The sequence below is a fragment of the Maribacter polysaccharolyticus genome, from assembly GCF_028882255.1.
GTDB classification, from domain to species: domain Bacteria; phylum Bacteroidota; class Bacteroidia; order Flavobacteriales; family Flavobacteriaceae; genus Maribacter_A; species Maribacter_A polysaccharolyticus.
Window position 1 is genome coordinate 44,405 of the sequence record NZ_JARBUY010000003.1, and the last position, 17,373, is coordinate 61,777.

The 17,373-nt window shown below is 44.1% G+C and carries 11 protein-coding genes; 6 read left to right on the plus strand and 5 right to left on the minus strand.

Features of this window, described 5'->3' with window-relative positions:
- Positions 1-43 precede the first annotated feature (43 nt).
- Positions 44-1,270: a M28 family peptidase gene (locus PHU20_RS09885; protein ID WP_274825210.1), complete on the minus strand. Its 1,227-nt coding sequence runs from the start codon at positions 1,268-1,270 to the stop codon at positions 44-46.
- 35 nt (positions 1,271-1,305) lie between these two features.
- Here PHU20_RS09885 and PHU20_RS09890 point away from each other — a divergent pair, with 35 nt between their 5' ends.
- Positions 1,306-2,412, plus strand: coding sequence for a TolB family protein (locus PHU20_RS09890; RefSeq protein WP_274825211.1), 1,107 nt, complete (start codon positions 1,306-1,308; stop codon positions 2,410-2,412).
- Here PHU20_RS09890 and PHU20_RS09895 read toward each other — a convergent pair.
- A complete protein-coding gene (locus PHU20_RS09895; RefSeq protein WP_274825212.1) occupies positions 2,409-4,823 on the minus strand; it encodes an outer membrane beta-barrel family protein in 2,415 nt (804 codons plus the stop codon). The two genes, PHU20_RS09890 and PHU20_RS09895, sit on opposite strands and share 4 nt — an antisense overlap.
- Before the next feature lie 447 nt (positions 4,824-5,270).
- Between PHU20_RS09895 and lepA the strand changes: the two genes are divergently transcribed.
- Positions 5,271-7,067: a translation elongation factor 4 gene (gene lepA, locus PHU20_RS09900; protein ID WP_274825213.1), complete on the plus strand. Its 1,797-nt coding sequence runs from the start codon at positions 5,271-5,273 to the stop codon at positions 7,065-7,067.
- A gap of 218 nt (positions 7,068-7,285) precedes the next feature.
- On the plus strand, positions 7,286-7,519 hold the full coding sequence (locus tag PHU20_RS09905) for a GTP-binding protein LepA (RefSeq protein ID WP_274825214.1): 234 nt from the start codon (positions 7,286-7,288) through the stop codon (positions 7,517-7,519).
- Between the two features lie 79 nt (positions 7,520-7,598).
- Here the strand turns inward: PHU20_RS09905 and PHU20_RS09910 are convergent, their stop codons facing one another.
- The gene (locus PHU20_RS09910) at positions 7,599-9,455 is read right to left on the minus strand and encodes a cation:proton antiporter (RefSeq protein WP_274825215.1); all 1,857 of its coding nucleotides are present in this window, start codon (positions 9,453-9,455) and stop codon (positions 7,599-7,601) included.
- A 298-nt stretch (positions 9,456-9,753) separates the two neighbouring features.
- Between PHU20_RS09910 and PHU20_RS09915 the strand changes: the two genes are divergently transcribed.
- The 3 genes from PHU20_RS09915 (at position 9,754) to PHU20_RS09925 (ending at position 14,196) form a co-directional block, all read left to right on the plus strand.
- Positions 9,754-10,614, plus strand: a complete 861-nt coding sequence (locus PHU20_RS09915; protein WP_274825216.1) for an MBL fold metallo-hydrolase — start codon at positions 9,754-9,756, stop codon at positions 10,612-10,614.
- Between the two features lie 78 nt (positions 10,615-10,692).
- Positions 10,693-12,315 (plus strand): S8 family peptidase, encoded by a 1,623-nt coding sequence (locus tag PHU20_RS09920; RefSeq protein ID WP_274825217.1) that lies wholly within the window; start codon positions 10,693-10,695, stop codon positions 12,313-12,315.
- Positions 12,316-12,336: 21 nt separating this feature from the next.
- The gene (locus PHU20_RS09925) at positions 12,337-14,196 is read left to right on the plus strand and encodes a M1 family metallopeptidase (RefSeq protein WP_274825218.1); all 1,860 of its coding nucleotides are present in this window, start codon (positions 12,337-12,339) and stop codon (positions 14,194-14,196) included.
- A 24-nt stretch (positions 14,197-14,220) separates the two neighbouring features.
- Here the strand turns inward: PHU20_RS09925 and PHU20_RS09930 are convergent, their stop codons facing one another.
- Positions 14,221-15,441, minus strand: coding sequence for a succinylglutamate desuccinylase/aspartoacylase family protein (locus PHU20_RS09930; protein WP_274825219.1), 1,221 nt, complete (start codon positions 15,439-15,441; stop codon positions 14,221-14,223).
- Positions 15,442-15,444: 3 nt separating this feature from the next.
- The gene (locus tag PHU20_RS09935) at positions 15,445-17,295 is read right to left on the minus strand and encodes a glutamate-cysteine ligase family protein (protein WP_274825220.1); all 1,851 of its coding nucleotides are present in this window, start codon (positions 17,293-17,295) and stop codon (positions 15,445-15,447) included.
- Positions 17,296-17,373 lie beyond the last annotated feature (78 nt).

The following is a 17,373-nucleotide window of genomic DNA, read 5'->3' on the forward strand; positions in this document are numbered from 1 at the left end:
CAACGACAAAACCCAAGGTTAACCTAAACTTGATGTTTTGGTATTAAAACGTAAGGTCTACGGTAATCTTCTCTCCATTGCGGTCTACAGTCACTTTCGTAGTATTTCCTTCTTCAAAAGTGGAAAGGACCCGCATATAGCCCATCATATCGACCACGGTACTATCTCCCAGTTGCACCACGATATCGCCTTTCTGCAAGCCTGCTTTCCAGGCCGGTTTATCTTCGCTGACCCCATCGATACGCATCCCCTTGCCGTCAAAAAGATAATCGGGTACCACACCCAAAGCGACTTTAAAACGGGGTACTTCCTCACTTTCGTTCTTGGTCTTCTTAAAAACAAGTTTGGGGTCGTCATCCAGTTCACCAATGACCTCCAAGATGTATCCCGTAATCATTTGCATACCGTCATAATTCAATTTATCGGCATCGTCGGTAGGTTTGTGGTAGTCTTTATGTTGTCCCGTAAAAAAGTGTAATACCGGTATGTCCGCTAAATAGAAAGAGGTATGGTCGCTAGGCCCCACCCCGGACTCCTTGAGGACCAATTCAAAGCCGGGATTCGTGGCGTTGAGCACTTGTGCCCATATGGGGGAGGTACCGGTTCCACTTACCGATAACGTCTTGTCTTCCCGAAGCCTTCCGACCATATCCATATTGATCATATAGGAAACCGATTCCAAAGACAGGGTGGGGTTTTTGGCAAAATAATTACTTCCCAATAACCCCATCTCTTCCCCGGAGAAAGCCATAAACAGGTAATTCTTGTTCTTTGGTCCATGCCGTTGCAGGCTATCGGCCAATTGAAGCAAGACCGCAACCCCACTGGCATTGTCATCTGCCCCATTATGGATCGCCGCACCTTCGCGGTACAAAGAACCTTCTCCCCCCAAACCCAAATGGTCGTAATGGGCCCCGATGATTACCGTATTTTCCGCTTCGTTATCGACAAACCCAATAACGTTGGTGCCCGTAACGGTACCGTTCCCCTTGTCAAAGGAAACCTGTTGATGGGGGTCTTTCCTTGGACTAAAAGAAAAGGTTTGGTAATAGGATGCCGAATCCCCTGCGGGTTTAAGGTGTAATCCTTCCATTCTTTCCTTGATATATTCCGCAGCCACAAGTTCCCCGGGGGTACCGGTTTCACGACCTTGAAGGCTATCACTGGCCAAATAAAATACATCGTCGCGAAGATCGTAGGTGGTCGCCTTTTCTTGCTTACAGGAAACACTAGTACCTAAAATAAGCAGGAATACTAACTTTTTTACCATTTTTGTACCGAGTTTATACCAAAAATAAACATCTTATGAGATTTTTACCCTATTTCGCACTTGTATTCCTTTTTGTCAACTGTAAAAGTGAGCCCAAAAAAGTTCGTGGGGAAAATGAAAAACCCACCTCATTGATGGCGGGCTCCGATACCTTGATCTATGCCGGGGAAAAACACTTCAAAAGCATACGCCAAATAACTTTCGGGGGCGACAACGCCGAGGCGTATTGGAGTTTTGACGACCGACAAATGATATTCCAGTCGAACAACCCCGCTTGGGGGTTAGGGTGCGACCAAATGTTTCTGATGCAGGTAGGGGAAACCTTTAAAGACAGCCAACCCCCAATGGTCAGTACGGGAATGGGCAGGACCACCTGTGCCTATTTTCTTCCCGATAACGAACATTTTGTGTACGGCTCTACCCATTTGGCCGATGCCGAATGCCCTGAAGTGCCTTTACGTAAAAACGGAAAATACGTATGGCCGGTATACGATTCCTTCGATATTTTCGTATCCGATTTAGAAGGCAATATCACCGCTCAATTGACCGATGAACCCGGATATGATGCCGAAGCCACGGTTTCCCCACAAGGTGATAAAATCGTGTTCACTTCTACCCGAAGCGGCGATTTGGAACTCTATACCATGAACTTGGACGGAAGTGGGGTCACCCAGATTACCGATGAGCTCGGTTATGACGGTGGGGCATTTTTCTCCCCGGACGGTACCAAATTGATCTTTAGGGCCTCACGTCCCAAAACCCCGGAAGCCATAAAGGAATACAAAGACCTTTTGGCCCAAGGGTTGGTACAACCCACCGAAATGGAACTGTTTATCTGCAATGCCGATGGGAGCGATTTAAAACAACTTACATTTTTAGGGAATGCCAATTGGAGTCCGTTTTTTCACCCCTCTGGGGAAAAAATATTGTTTTCGAGCAACTATGAGGCAGAGAAAGGATTTCCTTTTAATCTGTACCTGATCGATATTGATGGGAAGAATCTGGAACGGGTTACCCATGGGGAGACCTTTGATGCATTTCCCGTTTTTTCCAATGATGGCAGGTATTTGGCATTTTCGAGTAATCGAAACAACGGCGGTGGCAGGGACACCAACCTGTTCATTGCCGAATGGCAAGATTAGATCCTACTGCGCTCCTCTACCCGCTTCGATTTTTCATTACTGCGGATTTTCGTATTCCCAAAGCTATACCGGAAACCGATGACCAGTAACCTACTTTCGGGTTTGTAATACGAAGTGTTGTTCTGGCTTAGGTAATTCCTGGTATTAAAGAGGCTGGCCTCGTTGAAAATATCCTCGATCCCCAAAGAAATGCTCCCCTTTTTGTTGAAAACGGTTTTTCTTAGGGAAATTCCCATATTGAAATAATCTTCCTGCCTCGAATTACCGATGGCTACGGGCGAAGAATAAAGCACGCTGATATCTGCCTTTAGGCTCCTATCGCTTAAAAGGGAAAATCCACTATTGGATCGTATATAGGTATTCCACAGGGCATTCTCAACCGCTTCACCAGAATCAAGATCCGTAAAATTATTCTCCATATAGGAGGTAGAGGCCATAAAATAGAAATGCCAGTAATTGGTGATATTCTTACTTACGGTTACATTAAAACCATAGGCGATGTCCCTGATCATATTGGAATTGATAAAACGCAACAGTTCATTGTCATTATCCTGAAAAACCAGCAATTCGGTATTGTTCACCCTATTTTTATAGAACAATTCAAAGGTATAGGCCCGTTTAAAGGTATAGCCCCCGGCCATATAGTGGCGCGTTGCGGGCAAAAGTTCCGGATTGCCCTCGATCACCGAATTGTAACTTTGGAAAACCTGGAACGGATTTAAGCTATTGTAACGGGGACGGGTGATCCTTCGGTAATAATAATAATGGTACTCGTGGTTCTTATTGGGGGTATATTTGACCGAAAGGGAGGGGAACAACTTAAAATAGTCGTTTTTCGTAATATCATCCGAAATATCCAATGACGCAATGGTATGGGTATGCTCTCCCCGCAATCCGGCCTTAAAATCCCATTTATCCCATGAATTGTCTATACTGGCATAGCCGGCAAAGATACTTTCATCATAATCGAAAGTGGCCGATTCGGTGGGATCGATTCCCGGTTGGTCCCGATCAAAACCCGATTGGGCGATGTCGTTCCCCGAGTGGATACCCGCAAACCGAAGTCCCGTCTCAAACTTTGACGTAGTGCCCACTGGGGTAACAAAATCGGTCTGTATACTGAATAGATTGATGCGCTGTTCGGAATTGGTCAGAAAATCATTCTGATCGGTTTGGGTACCGTCAAGATCATAAAAGACGGTATTCAAATCCTGGCCCCGTTCGTAATCATAAAACGTAAAATGACTGTTGACGGACAGCTCTGCCCCTTTATTCTTGAGTTTATGCACGAAATCGAGATAAAACGATGAATTGAGCTGCTGTTCCCCGCTATCGTTCGTGGTGATAAAACTGGAAACATCCTCCCCATCGGCATCGGTAATATCGGTTACCGTATGGTAAAACCGGTCTACCCTCGGGTTCCACTGGTTTAACGTGGACAGCGTCAATATATTCCGGTCATCAAACGCATAGTCGAAAAACGCATTGAAATTATGGCGTTCCCGTTTTCGAAGGTAATCTTCCTGGGCCTGCCACGTGGAGGTAACTTCCCCATCCTCCATATAATTGGTAATGTCGGTATAACGGGTATACCATTTTTCCTTATTGAAACTGTAATTTACGGAAAATCCCATTTTTTTGCCCTTGAAATAATGATCCGTACCCAAGGTATGTTTGGGATAAACCCCTTGGGTATACCTATTGAATACGGCCCCGTTATACCCCGAGATCAGGTTTTTTTTCATGGTAATGTTGATCAACATCCCATCTTCCGCACTGTATTTCGAAGGGGGATTCGTTATGACCTCTATGGCCTCCACATTACTTGCCGAGGTTCCCGAAAGGAGGTTAATGACATCGGCCTTGGGTATATTTACCTTTCGACCGTTGATCATGATCCCAATATCCTTATTGCCATTGACCGAAAGTTCATTGTTAATGACCACGACCCCTGGCGCATGTTTTAGGGCATCCCATATATCACTGTCCGAAAAGGCGGTATTTTCGATATTGAAAACCAGACGGTCTACCTTACGTTCAACCCTTGGTTTCTGGGTAGTGACAACGACCTCATCCAAAGCCTGTGCGGTATTGGAGATCGAAAGCACCCCAACATTGGTATCCGCAGCAATGGTTACCGCTACATATTCGGATTCATTGTCTAGGTAACTGGCTTTGAGAAAATAGTCCCCCATGGGTACATGGTTGATTTTGAAAGCCCCATTTTCATCCGTGGAAGAGCCGTTGATCAGGAGGGTATCCTTGGGGCTCAACAACAGTACATTGGCCAACCATACGACTTCATTATCAGTATCCATTACCTTACCTTCGATTGAAAATTCCTGTGCATGCAGAAGGTTGCCGGCTAACTGTAGGTATATGCAAATAAAGATTAGAACGCTATATTTCACGAAGACACTGAATTGGCTGGTGAATTTAACAAATTTTAACTGAATTATCCTACAGATTTATGTAAGTTTCAATCAATATTTTCAATATTGGCCCCATTCCCTATAGGTGCCAAAGGCCCCATATTTACTTTGCCTTGAAGGGTAATCAGGCCTTTTCATGGATCCCGGAGTTACAAAATACTCTTTTCCAGGAGTTTGAAAGATCGTTCGCACGGCGGCTATCGATAAACGATTGCCGTATGAATATTTTGGTCGCCCCTTGGTTCAGTGCAATAAAATTTTCGGTCTATGGCCAGTGGACGCTCATTTTACACACCATCCTTGGCTTTAAAATGCACCCCCTAAAACAAGTAAGGTTTATTTTGCATTATATTTGCATTTTTAAAGGAAAAGGTCTTCTTTATGGAAGCTAGACCAATGATAACCGATATTTAATCTATAGAGAAGTTGAAAAAAATACGAAATTTTTGCATTATCGCCCATATCGACCATGGTAAAAGTACCTTGGCCGATCGGTTGCTTGATTTTACCGGTTCGGTAACAGAACGTGAAAAAAAGGCGCAACTTCTCGATAGTATGGATCTGGAACGCGAACGTGGTATTACCATTAAGAGCCATGCCATTCAAATGGATTACATTTATAAAGGGGAAGAATACATCCTGAACCTTATCGATACTCCGGGGCATGTTGATTTTTCCTATGAGGTTTCCCGTTCCATTGCGGCTTGTGAAGGTGCGCTGTTGGTCGTGGACGCCGCCCAAAGTATACAGGCCCAAACCATAAGTAACCTATACCTTGCCCTGGAAAATGATCTGGAGATCATTCCCGTACTCAACAAGGTTGACCTACCAAGTGCCAACCCGGAGGAAGTAACCGACGATATCGTAGACCTTTTAGGATGTGATCCCGAAGAGGTGATTCCCGCCAGTGCCAAGACCGGTATCGGTATCGAAGCGATTCTAGCCGCCATCATAGAGCGGGTCCCTGCCCCTAAGGGTGTTGCCGATGAACCTTTGCAGGCATTGGTGTTCGATTCGGTTTACAATCCGTTCAGAGGTGTCGAAACCTACTTTAGGGTCATTAATGGGGAAATAAAAAAAGGCCAAAAAATTAAATTCGTGGCAACCGATAAGGATTACTATGCCGATGAGGTAGGTACCTTGAAATTGACACAACAGCCCAAACAAGTGATCCGGACAGGGGACGTGGGTTATTTGATTACCGGTATCAAGGATGCGAGGGAAGTTAAAGTAGGGGATACCATTACCGATGCCAACAATCCCACCAAAAACCCTATTGAGGGGTTCGAAGATGTAAAACCCATGGTTTTTGCGGGGATATACCCAGTGGATACAGAGGATTTTGAGGAGCTACGCTCTTCCATGGAGAAATTACAGCTTAACGATGCTTCCTTGGTGTTTACCCCCGAAAGTAGTGCCGCCCTTGGCTTCGGATTCCGTTGTGGTTTCCTGGGAATGCTCCATATGGAAATCATCCAGGAAAGGTTGGAGCGTGAATTTGATATGACGGTGATCACTACCGTTCCCAACGTAAGCTATCATGCATTTACCCGAAAGGATCCTGAGGTTCCCTTGATCGTGAACAATCCGTCTGACCTTCCCGATCCATCAACGATCGATCGCGTTGAGGAACCGTATATAAAAGCGACCATAATCACTAAGGCCGATTTTGTAGGGAACGTGATGTCGTTATGTATCGAAAAAAGAGGTGTCATCACCAACCAAACCTATCTGACTACGGAACGGGTGGAATTGAATTTTGATATGCCCTTGGCGGAAATCGTGTTCGATTTCTACGATCGGTTAAAAACCGTATCCAAAGGCTATGCTTCCTTTGACTATGCCCCGATCGGAATGCGTACCTCGAAGTTGGTACGGGTCGATATCCTCCTGAACGCACAACCTGTAGATGCCTTATCCGCCCTTATACATGCCGATAATGCGACCAATATAGGGAAGAAAATGTGTGAGAAATTACGTGAGCTCATCCCGAGACAGCAATTTGATATCCCCATCCAGGCCGCCATCGGTTCAAAGATCATCTCCAGGGAAACCATTAAGGCACTTCGTAAGGATGTTACCGCCAAATGTTATGGGGGGGATATTTCCCGGAAACGTAAATTGTTGGAAAAACAGAAGAAAGGTAAAAAACGGATGCGACAAGTGGGTAATGTAGAAATTCCACAACAAGCCTTTATGGCCGTTTTAAAACTGAACGACTAGATTCGAAATCCCTTTTTTTGCCGAATCATAGGGCCAGGGAAGTATTCGGGTCTTTTTATGGGTAAAGTGCTTTTATACGCGAAGGCAAAGGATCGTCTTTACCGTAAACTACGGTTTTTAATGGGTTTGATGGTTGATGGGACCCCAATGACCATAAACGATTTCCTTTACAAAAATTCAAAATTCCGCCGTATCTTTGTGCGAAATTCCCTTAGTCAATGACGCTTTATATTGCTCAGTTTACGGCCAAGCACCGCATTATCCAAGTAGAGGAAAATTCGGTTTTTTTGTGGCGACAGGAAAGTGGTGAAATCGATACCGCCATGCTTGGCGATAAGATCAAGAGAGAATCATCCGTTCATTTCTTCAATATGGTGGCCGGCAACAATTATGAAATAAAACTCGAGGATATCAGCGTGACCGTCTTAAAGGCAGAACCTTTTAACGGGTAGTCCATTTACGCACTTCAAAAGCAGCCCCCTTACGCCAAACCGTTTTACAGTCAGTGGCCCGACCCTTTGATTTTAGATCTTACTGCTGTACCTCCGCTTTAAGGGCCGACTCGTCGATATCGAACATTTTCCCCAAATAGACCAGCTTATATCCCTTTTTCACTTGTTTGAAGTGATCGCTGTTCGAAGATATGATCTTTAATTCCCCATCATGGGTTTTAAGAAAAATAGGGATGATATCGTTATCGTCACCGGCAATTTTGATTAGATCCCGATAATGCTCTTGGCCATTCAAGGTAATTTCATGTATGGCCGGGTATCTTCTTGCGGCCTCCATTAATTTGATGAAATCATCGGTCTGTGAAAACAGGCCTTCCTCGGGATTTTTATCAGGGTCGTTCATTTCATCGGAATCCAACAAACGGAACGAACCATTTTCACCGAATTCCTTTTCGAACTTCTTAATGGCAAATTTATTGATGTCGGAGTTCCCGGTCAAAGCCATAAGATATCCAACATCGTTCAGTTCAATATTATCGGTAAGGGTATCGGAATAGATATTCGCCGTAAAAGCTTCGAGCCCTATTTTCTTTGCCTTATTGATGTTGGCTTCGTTATTGTCGATCAGCACTACATGCCTATTGTTCTTTTTCAAATAATGCCCGATCAACCGGGAAACCTTAGAGGCCCCGATAATGGCGATACCATCCGATTTTGTAAGGAACACCCCTACCGCCTTTGAGAACAACCGTGCCGTAGTGGCATTGAGTAAGACCGTCCCCAAAACGATCATAAAAACCAAAGGGGTAATATATTCCGCATCGGTCTCCCCCCGTAACATCAGTTTAGACCCGAAAAGTGATGCGATACCCGCAGCGACGATACCCCTTGGGCCAACCCAACCAATGAACAGTTTTTCGTTGAATTTCAGATTGGAGCCCCAAGCGCTCAGGAAAACCCCCAAGGGCCGAACTAAAAAGACGATGATCAGGAATAATATTACGGTGTTCCAATTATAGATCAGTTCAAGATCGGTCATGTTGATATTGGCGGCCAATAAGATGAAAAGAATGGATATCAGCAGTACGCTCAGCGACTCCTTAAAATACAAAAGCTCCTTAATATTGGGCAAATTCATATTCCCCAGGACCATACCCATGACCACTACCGCCAACAGTCCCGATTCATGGGCGAAAATATCGGATTCCACAAAAACCAATAATACCACCGATAAGGAAACCACATTGAGTAAATAATGGGGAATGAGGTTCTTCTTTATGGCAAAAGCCAAACCGTGTGCAAACGTAAATCCAAAGGTAAAACCGAAAAGCAGGATTTTCCCGAACTCGATCAAAGCGGTCATGGTATAGGCTTCCCCTTCCCCTACGCTGATAAATTCGAACACCAATACCGCGACCAACGCACCAATGGGGTCTATAAGGATACCTTCCCACTTCAAAACTGCGGAAACATCTTTTTTCAAGGGAATGTTCCTTAAGATCGGGGTTATTACCGTAGGTCCCGTAACAATGATCAATGAGGAGAATAGAAAAGACATTTGCCAGGTAAGTCCAAAAATATAATGCGCGGCCAAACCGGCACCGAAAAAGGTAACCACTGAACCCACCGTGATCAATTTCGTGATTACGGGCCCTACCTCACTCACTTCGGACCGCTTAAGGGTCAATCCCCCTTCAAATAAAATGATACTGATCGCCAAAGAAACGAAATAGTAAAGGCTTTCACCGGGAAACAATCCCTTTTTACCGTTCCAGATCGGTTCGATCAATTTACTCCCGTCCTCGGATAAAAGGGTAGATACAGGTCCTACTAGTAATCCTATCAATATTAGGGGCAAAATGGCCGGTAATTTCAAACGCCAGGCGACCCATTGTGCTATTATTCCAAGTATTACGATCCCTGCTAATTCAATCATGCATCAAATTTTAACGAAAAATACCTCTTTCTTACTTAATGTACAATTTATACCCCGCGGATTTTCCCAAAGTATCCGGGTCTTTTCCCGGCCATTCCGTCTAAGCCATTCCATCCAAAAGGATCGGTGCTTTTACCGCAGCTCATGACCCGTGGCATATCAAAGGATAACAAAATCCCGATTTGCCCCAAAGACGGGAAATGCCAGTACGATTTGTTAAAAACTATTAATTATACGGGGGACCCCATAAATAAACCACTAGCTTTTATTAATTTGCAGTTTTTTACCATTCCCTCATATGACATTATATCCTATAGAAACCGGTAATTTTAAATTAGACGGCGGTGCTATGTTCGGGGTTGTGCCCAAAGCTATCTGGAACAAAACCAATCCTGCTGATAGTAACAATATGATAGATATTTCCGCTCGAAGCCTTTTGATCGAGGATGGCGGGAAATTGATTCTCATCGATACCGGTATGGGGAACAAGCAGTCCGATAGATTTTTCGGTTATTACCACCAATGGGGAGACCATTCCTTGGATAAATCCTTGGCAAAATATGGTTTTCACCGCGATGATATCACCGATGTATTTATGACCCACCTGCATTTTGATCATTGTGGGGGGAGTATTCAATGGAACAAAGACCGAACGGGTTACGAACCCGCCTTTAAAAATGCACACTTTTGGACCAATGAAGACCACTGGCAATGGGCGATCAAACCCAATATGCGTGAAAAAGCCTCGTTCTTAAAGGAAAACCTGTTGCCCATACAAGAAAGTGGACAGCTGAAATTCGTGGATCGGGGGAATAGCTCCTTTATCCATAGTCCCGAATTGGGTTTTGATATCTTATTCGTGGACGGGCACACCGACAAACAAATGCTTCCATTTATTCAATATAAGGGGAAAACCGTGGTCTTTGCCGCCGATCTTATTCCCACAACAGGCCATATCCCCGTGCCTTATGTAATGGGTTATGATACCCGACCCTTATTGAGCTTAAAGGAAAAACAGGAATTTGTGGACAAGGCCGTAACCGATGAATACTATCTGTTCTTGGAACACGATGCACACCATCAAATATGTACCCTTAAAAGCACGGAAAGAGGGGCTCGTTTAAACAAAATATACACTTTTGATGAATTGTTCGGTTAATGCACTACGTGAAGGATTTCACAACATTCGATAAAACTTTTTTGAACATAAACTACAAACACTAATTCAATACAGTAAATGAAACATCATATGTCCAAATCCCTACTGGGGTTTTTCACAGCGAGTATCTTAATGGGTTGTGGTGCAACCACCTTGGTTTCAACCCCCATTGAAAACATTGATTCCATGCCGCTGAAAATCGCGGAAATAACCGAAAATCAAAAAAAATCCTGGAGCCATGCCGATTTGGTTACCGACACCATTCCGGGGATGAGCGTTGACAAAGCTTATAGCGAACTTATCGGTAACAAGAAAGGAACGAAGATCATCGTCGCTGTCCTGGATTCGGGTATCGACCTTGACCATGAGGATTTAGACGATGTGCTATGGACGAATACCAAAGAAAAACCGGGCAATAATATTGATGATGACCAAAATGGTTTTGTAGACGACATTCATGGGTATAACCTTTTGGGGGAATCCTATAATGAACAATTGGAATATGCCAGGATCGTTCGTTTAAAAATCGGGGATGCCGAATTACAGGCCAAAGCCAAAGCCGAATTGGACAAAGAATACCCTGAGGCACTTGCCAACAAACAACAGTACGAGCAGATCTACCAGGCCGTAAAAGGTGCCGATGCTGCCGTAAAAGAACATTTGGGCAAAACGGAATACACCAAAGAAGATCTTGCCGCTATTGAAACAACGGATGCAACCATGCAAAGAAATGTGGCCATTTTGACGCAAATGTTGGGTTTTGCGGATAGCATCCCTGAAATAATGGAACAACTCGAAGGCGGAATAAATCATTTTACGGATCAGTTGAATTATAACCTTAATGTTGATTTTGACGGAAGAAAAGTCGTGGGTGACGACCCCTACGACATCATGGATACCAAATATGGAAACGGAAACCCCCAGAACAGGGTTGAGGACGAAAGTCATGGTACCCACGTTGCCGGTATCATTGCTGCCGAAAGGGATAATGGCATAGGAGCCAGAGGGGTAGCCAATAATGTGGAAATCATGAGTATCCGTGCCGTTCCCAACGGAGATGAATATGACAAGGATATCGCCTTAGGTATACGATATGCCGTTGATAATGGGGCAAAGATCATCAATTGTAGTTTCGGGAAGTCGTATTCCCCAAATGCCGAATGGGTGTACGATGCCATAAAATATGCCGCAGAAAAGGACGTATTGATCGTTCATGCAGCCGGTAACGATGGTGTTGATCTGGATGACCCCAAAAACCCTAATTTTCCCAACGACCAAATCAACAACGGTCCGGAATTTGCGGATAATGTAATCACCGTAGGCGCCTTGGATCCTAAATTTGGTTCTGAAATGGTAGCCTCTTATTCGAATTATGGGAAAGTGAATGTTGATATCTTTGCTCCGGGAACCGATATTTATTCTACCATACCCCATAACGAATATGAATTTATGCCAGGTACATCCATGGCCTCACCTGCAGTGGCTGGCGTAGCCGCTTTGGTTTGGTCGCAATATCCAAGTCTAAGTGCTTCCCAAATAAAGAAAATCATTTTGGAGTCTGGACTTAGTACCAAAACCGCAATCCTACTAGGAGGGGACACCAACAATGTCAGCACATTTCATCAAATTTGTACCTCGGGTAAAATTGTGAATGCCTACAACGCATTGATCATGGCCCAACAAATAGCCCGTGGTAAATAAATCTAAATCCTCGATATAACTATGCAATCAAAAAAAACCATCCTTTTCCTAACCCTATTGTCTTGTTTTGTATTTGGGCAAGCCCAAAACAATACTCCGTATTGGCAACAACATGTCGACTATACCATGAACGTCGATATGGATGTCAAAAATTATCAATATACCGGAAAGCAGACATTGGTCTATACGAACAATGCTCCGGAAGCGTTGTCCCGGGTGTATTACCACTTGTTTTTCAATGCCTTCCAACCCGGAAGTGAAATGGACATCCGTCTTCAAAGTATCGAGGATCCCGATCGTAGGATGGTAGAGGAAGGTAAAAGTAGGATTGCTGCATTGACACCCGAAGAAATAGGATACTTACATGTAACTTCCTTATCACAGGACGGACAAAGTGTCGAATTCAAGGAAGAAGGTACTGTTTTGGTCGTTGAATTGGCCAAGCCTATCCCATCTGGGGGTAAAACCACTTTTGAGATGGATTTCAAAGGTCAAGTTCCCGTACAGATTCGCCGTTCTGGGCGGAATAATGCCGAAGGCGTAGCCTTATCGATGAGCCAATGGTACCCTAAAATGGCCGAATATGATTTTGAAGGATGGCATGCCGATCCTTATATCGCCCGTGAATTTCATGGGGTATGGGGCGATTTTGACGTAAAACTGACCTTGGATAAGGATTATGTTGTGGGCGGAACGGGTTATCTCCAAAATGCGCAAGAAATAGGCCATGGGTATGAAGCCCCGGGCACCAAGGTCAAAAAAGTAAAGGGGAAGACACTTACTTGGCATTTTAAAGCCCCTATGGTACATGATTTCATGTGGGCCGCAGATCCCGATTACATACACGATACCCTAAAAATGGAAGATGGCCCCATGCTCCATTTCCTTTATAAAAACGACCCGGAGATTATAGAAAACTGGAAGAAATTACAGCCCAAAACCGCGGAGGCCATGGAATTCTTCAGTAAGAACATCGGCAAATACCCTTACGATCAGTATTCGGTGATCCATGGGGGTGATGGGGGTATGGAATATGCCATGAGTACCTTGATTACCGGGGGACGTAAATTCGGCAGCTTGGTAGGGGTCATGACCCACGAAATGGCCCACTCCTGGTTTCAACATATTTTGGCCAGCAACGAATCCAAACATGAGTGGATGGATGAAGGGTTTACCTCTTTTATTTCGACCCTATGTATGAACAAGATCATGGAGCAAAACAAAGAGAATCCTTTTGAAAATGCCTATAATGGGTATCGTAGATTGGCGCTTTCGGGTAAGGAACAACCACAGACCACCCATGCCGACCGCTATGACAATAACTTTGCGTATGGGGTAACGGCCTATAGCAAGGGCGCCGTATTCCTTGCCCAATTGGGTTATATCATAGGACAGGACAAATTAATGGAAACCCTTAAAAAATATTTCGACGATTTCAAATTCAAACACCCTACCCCCAACGACATCAAGCGGACGGCCGAAAAAGTCTCGGGAATGGAGCTCGACTGGTACCTGACGGATTGGACACAGACTACCAATACGATCGATTATGGGATAAAAGAGGTGACACCGGAAGGCCAAAAAACAAAAATCACCTTGGAAAGGATCGGACTCATGCCCATGCCTTTGGACATCCTGGTGGTCTACGCCGACGGTACACGGGAAACCCTCTATGCGCCACTTCGCATGATGTATGGTGAAAAAGAAAACCCCTACGAAGGTATTACACGGACGACCCTAGCGGATTGGCCATGGGCATATCCCACTTACGACTTTACGGTAGATAAACCCATAGAGGATATAACCGCAATTATGATAGATCCCTCACAATTGATGGCCGATGTAGATTTGGAAAACAATTTGTGGCAGGCCGAAGAGTAAAAAAGATCGGTTTTATAGGTTGTGTTAAAGGGATTTTCGGGTCGTTATGCGATACCACCACGTATTTCTGTACATGGCATTTTTTGCGGTAAGTTCCCGGTTGTTCATAATAAAATGGGTCGAATCGATAACACGGTTTCTATAGCCTAAAAGGTGGAAAAAAGGTTTTGTGAAAAAAGAAGCGACCTTGGTGTTGACCAATAGGGATTCCTTTTCCTTATTGGCCCATGAAAGTCCCGGTAAGAATTGCAACAAGGATCCAAACCTGATCCTTCGTAAAAAAGCGGAAAGGCCGAGTACCCAAGTCGGCAGTTTACGGATTAGGAAGAAGCCTTCCTCTCCTTGTTCCTGGTAAAGGGGCATGAAGAGGATGGTATCTTTTTCCACCTCTATGAATTCGTCATTCTCAATGGCTATGGGGGTTCCCTCCACAACCTCCTCAAAACTACGGAACCCTTCCATCATCTTGAATCCCATACTGTCTTTAAGGGCATGGCGGTATTTTATTTCATAGAAATTTGAGTTGTTTTCCGCGGATTTTTGAAGTTGTTCATAATGCCCTTTAATGTTCTTGACGTCTGTTTTTTTCAAAAAACCACTGTATACCATGGCCAACCAAGTAAAAGCTATGCTGTTCTTGATGGCCACATCTTCGGTATGTTGACCAGATTCGAATCCTAAGGAAACATAGCCTTTTTCATTGATGAAGCTCAACAAGGGCCCTTCCAAATATTCCTCGATCCCCAAAATAATGGGTACCGGGAATAGCTTTGAGAACCTTCTATTGATCAACGCATCGTTAATGGTGATAAAAGGCAGGGTTTTGCTCGATGTGGTATGCAAATCGATAAAGTAGAACGGCCCCTTACCAGATTCCAAAATACCTTGGACCAGATCTAGGATCTCTAGCAATTGCCGCTCTTCGTTCAAGAGGCCCTTGGGATTCCTGGCTTTGATCTTTTGGATTTCGGGCGTTGTCCAAATCCTGTTCAAATCCTTATCCAGAAATCTTTTACCTTTTACCAAAGCGGGCAAATTCCCCTTTATGGCATAAAGACTTCCTTGGAAGGAATGATCCGATTGCTCCAATTCCTTGATAACATTTTCGAGAGCGGTAACGCCTGCCTGTTCGTTACCGTGAATGCCCCCGAAGAAAATCAATATAGGCCCTGGTTGTTTCCCATGGATCTGACCGATAATACGCTTGGCCTTTACTTCATACTTGGGATCCAGGGTATTGATCATAGGTCATAAATCCTTACTGGTTACAATACCTATTAGTTTTTCATCCCGAACTATCGGCAAACAATTGATCTTGTTCTTCTCCATGATACTTTTGGCCTCTTCCAAGGGGGTAGCCGGGTCAACGATGATCAAATCGCGTTGCATGATATTCTCGATAGTCTCCCCATGGTCCTCAGGGCGATCCAAATATTTGACAACATCGGTCCAGGTCAAGAGACCCACCAGATCCATATGGTTGTTAAGAATGGGCACATGGTGTATATTCTTCCATTTCATCATACTCAATACCAACTCCAAACTATCGTTTTCCTGGGCGGTTATCATTTTCAAATTCATGCGTTCCCCAATTTTCCTGTTTTCTTTGGGAACGATAAACTCATCACCCCTAGGTAATTCCCATGCATCGATGGGATACCCTTTTTGCTGCCGCTCATAAATGGTAGCGGTCAATATTTTCAAGGAGTCGGAAACCTTAAAGTCGTTTCGCAATTTTCGGAACCCTTCGACCATCCATCGGGAACCATTGATAGATTCTACACGGTGTTTGATAACCCTTAAATAATTTTCGGCATCCTTAGGGGCCACGTTCATACTGTACAACCCTCTATAGGCCATCGGCAACAAATGGTCGAGGATCAAATCGTGGCTCGATATTAATTTATTGTCCCAATAGAATTGGGCCGCCATACCATACCGGGCTGCATTGAAGAAGTTACTTTTAATATCCTTAAAATCCATTTTGGTATGGATATTATCGAACTCTTTGGGTTTCCCTTTCATGAGTCCGACCCAGAACATCATATTGGCTATCTCATCGATGGTAGTAGGACCCGATGGTAAATACCGGTTTTCCAATCGTATGTGGGGTTTGCCATCCGTAGTCCCGTAACACAGCCTATTCCATTTATAAACCGTGCCATTATGCACGTTCAGGGCCTTTAATTTTGGAATGGTCCCTTGTTCCAATTCCGTTATACTATCGGTATCGAAATCTGTGGTCAGCAAACTCCTGAATCGTATTATGGAGTCCTTAAAGAAATCGACTACGGATCCTTGGGCCCATTCATTACCGAAACCTACCCGTGATTCCCTTTCGTTAAGGATAAAAGTACTTGCCCTGGTATCCACACTTTGGGCAAATAGCGCAATACGCGTTTCTTCCCAAAGTTCCCGCCCGATCAACAACGGGGAGTTGGTACAAATGGACAATACCGGTCCTGCAATGGCCTGTGCCCAGTTATAGGTTTCGGCAAAGTCGTTCGGATCGATCTGTAAATGGGCTTGAAAACTGGTATTGCAGCCTTCGTAAAGTATGGAGTCGTGCTTAAGGTTCAGCTCGTCTACCCCTTTAATATGCAATTCTATATCGTTTTTACGTATCTCGGTAATGGCTTCATTCAGTACTTGATACCGCTTTACAGGCGTCATGTACTCCATTTTGAGGTGTTTCGATCTTATGGTGGGCAAAATCCCCGTAAGCACCAATTTGGTGTCGTATTTTTCGGCAACCGCTTTGGCCTGATCCAAAAGTCCGTTAAGCTTGTCGTGTAACTCGGAAAAACATTCGTCTTTCAATTCCACAGGCTCCATATTGATCTCTAGATTGTAGAGCGCCAATTCGGAAGTGAAATACTTCCTATCCAATTCTTCCAATAGCTTATCTGCATTCTGCGCAGGTTCCCACTCCTCGTTTACCAAGCAGAACTCCTGCTCAATACCGACCCTCGAAATGTCTTTCTCGAACATATCATTCTCGAGCATCAATTCAAGTGCCTTTATATCGGCCAAAAGCTGATTTAGATACAACCCCTTATTCGGGTTGCCAAATAATTTCTCAACATTCAATTCTCCCATTATAATTCTATTAAAGTCTTCTTGTTATTCCAAATTAAGCATTAATACATACAAGATAGAACCTTTTTGTTCTGTGTA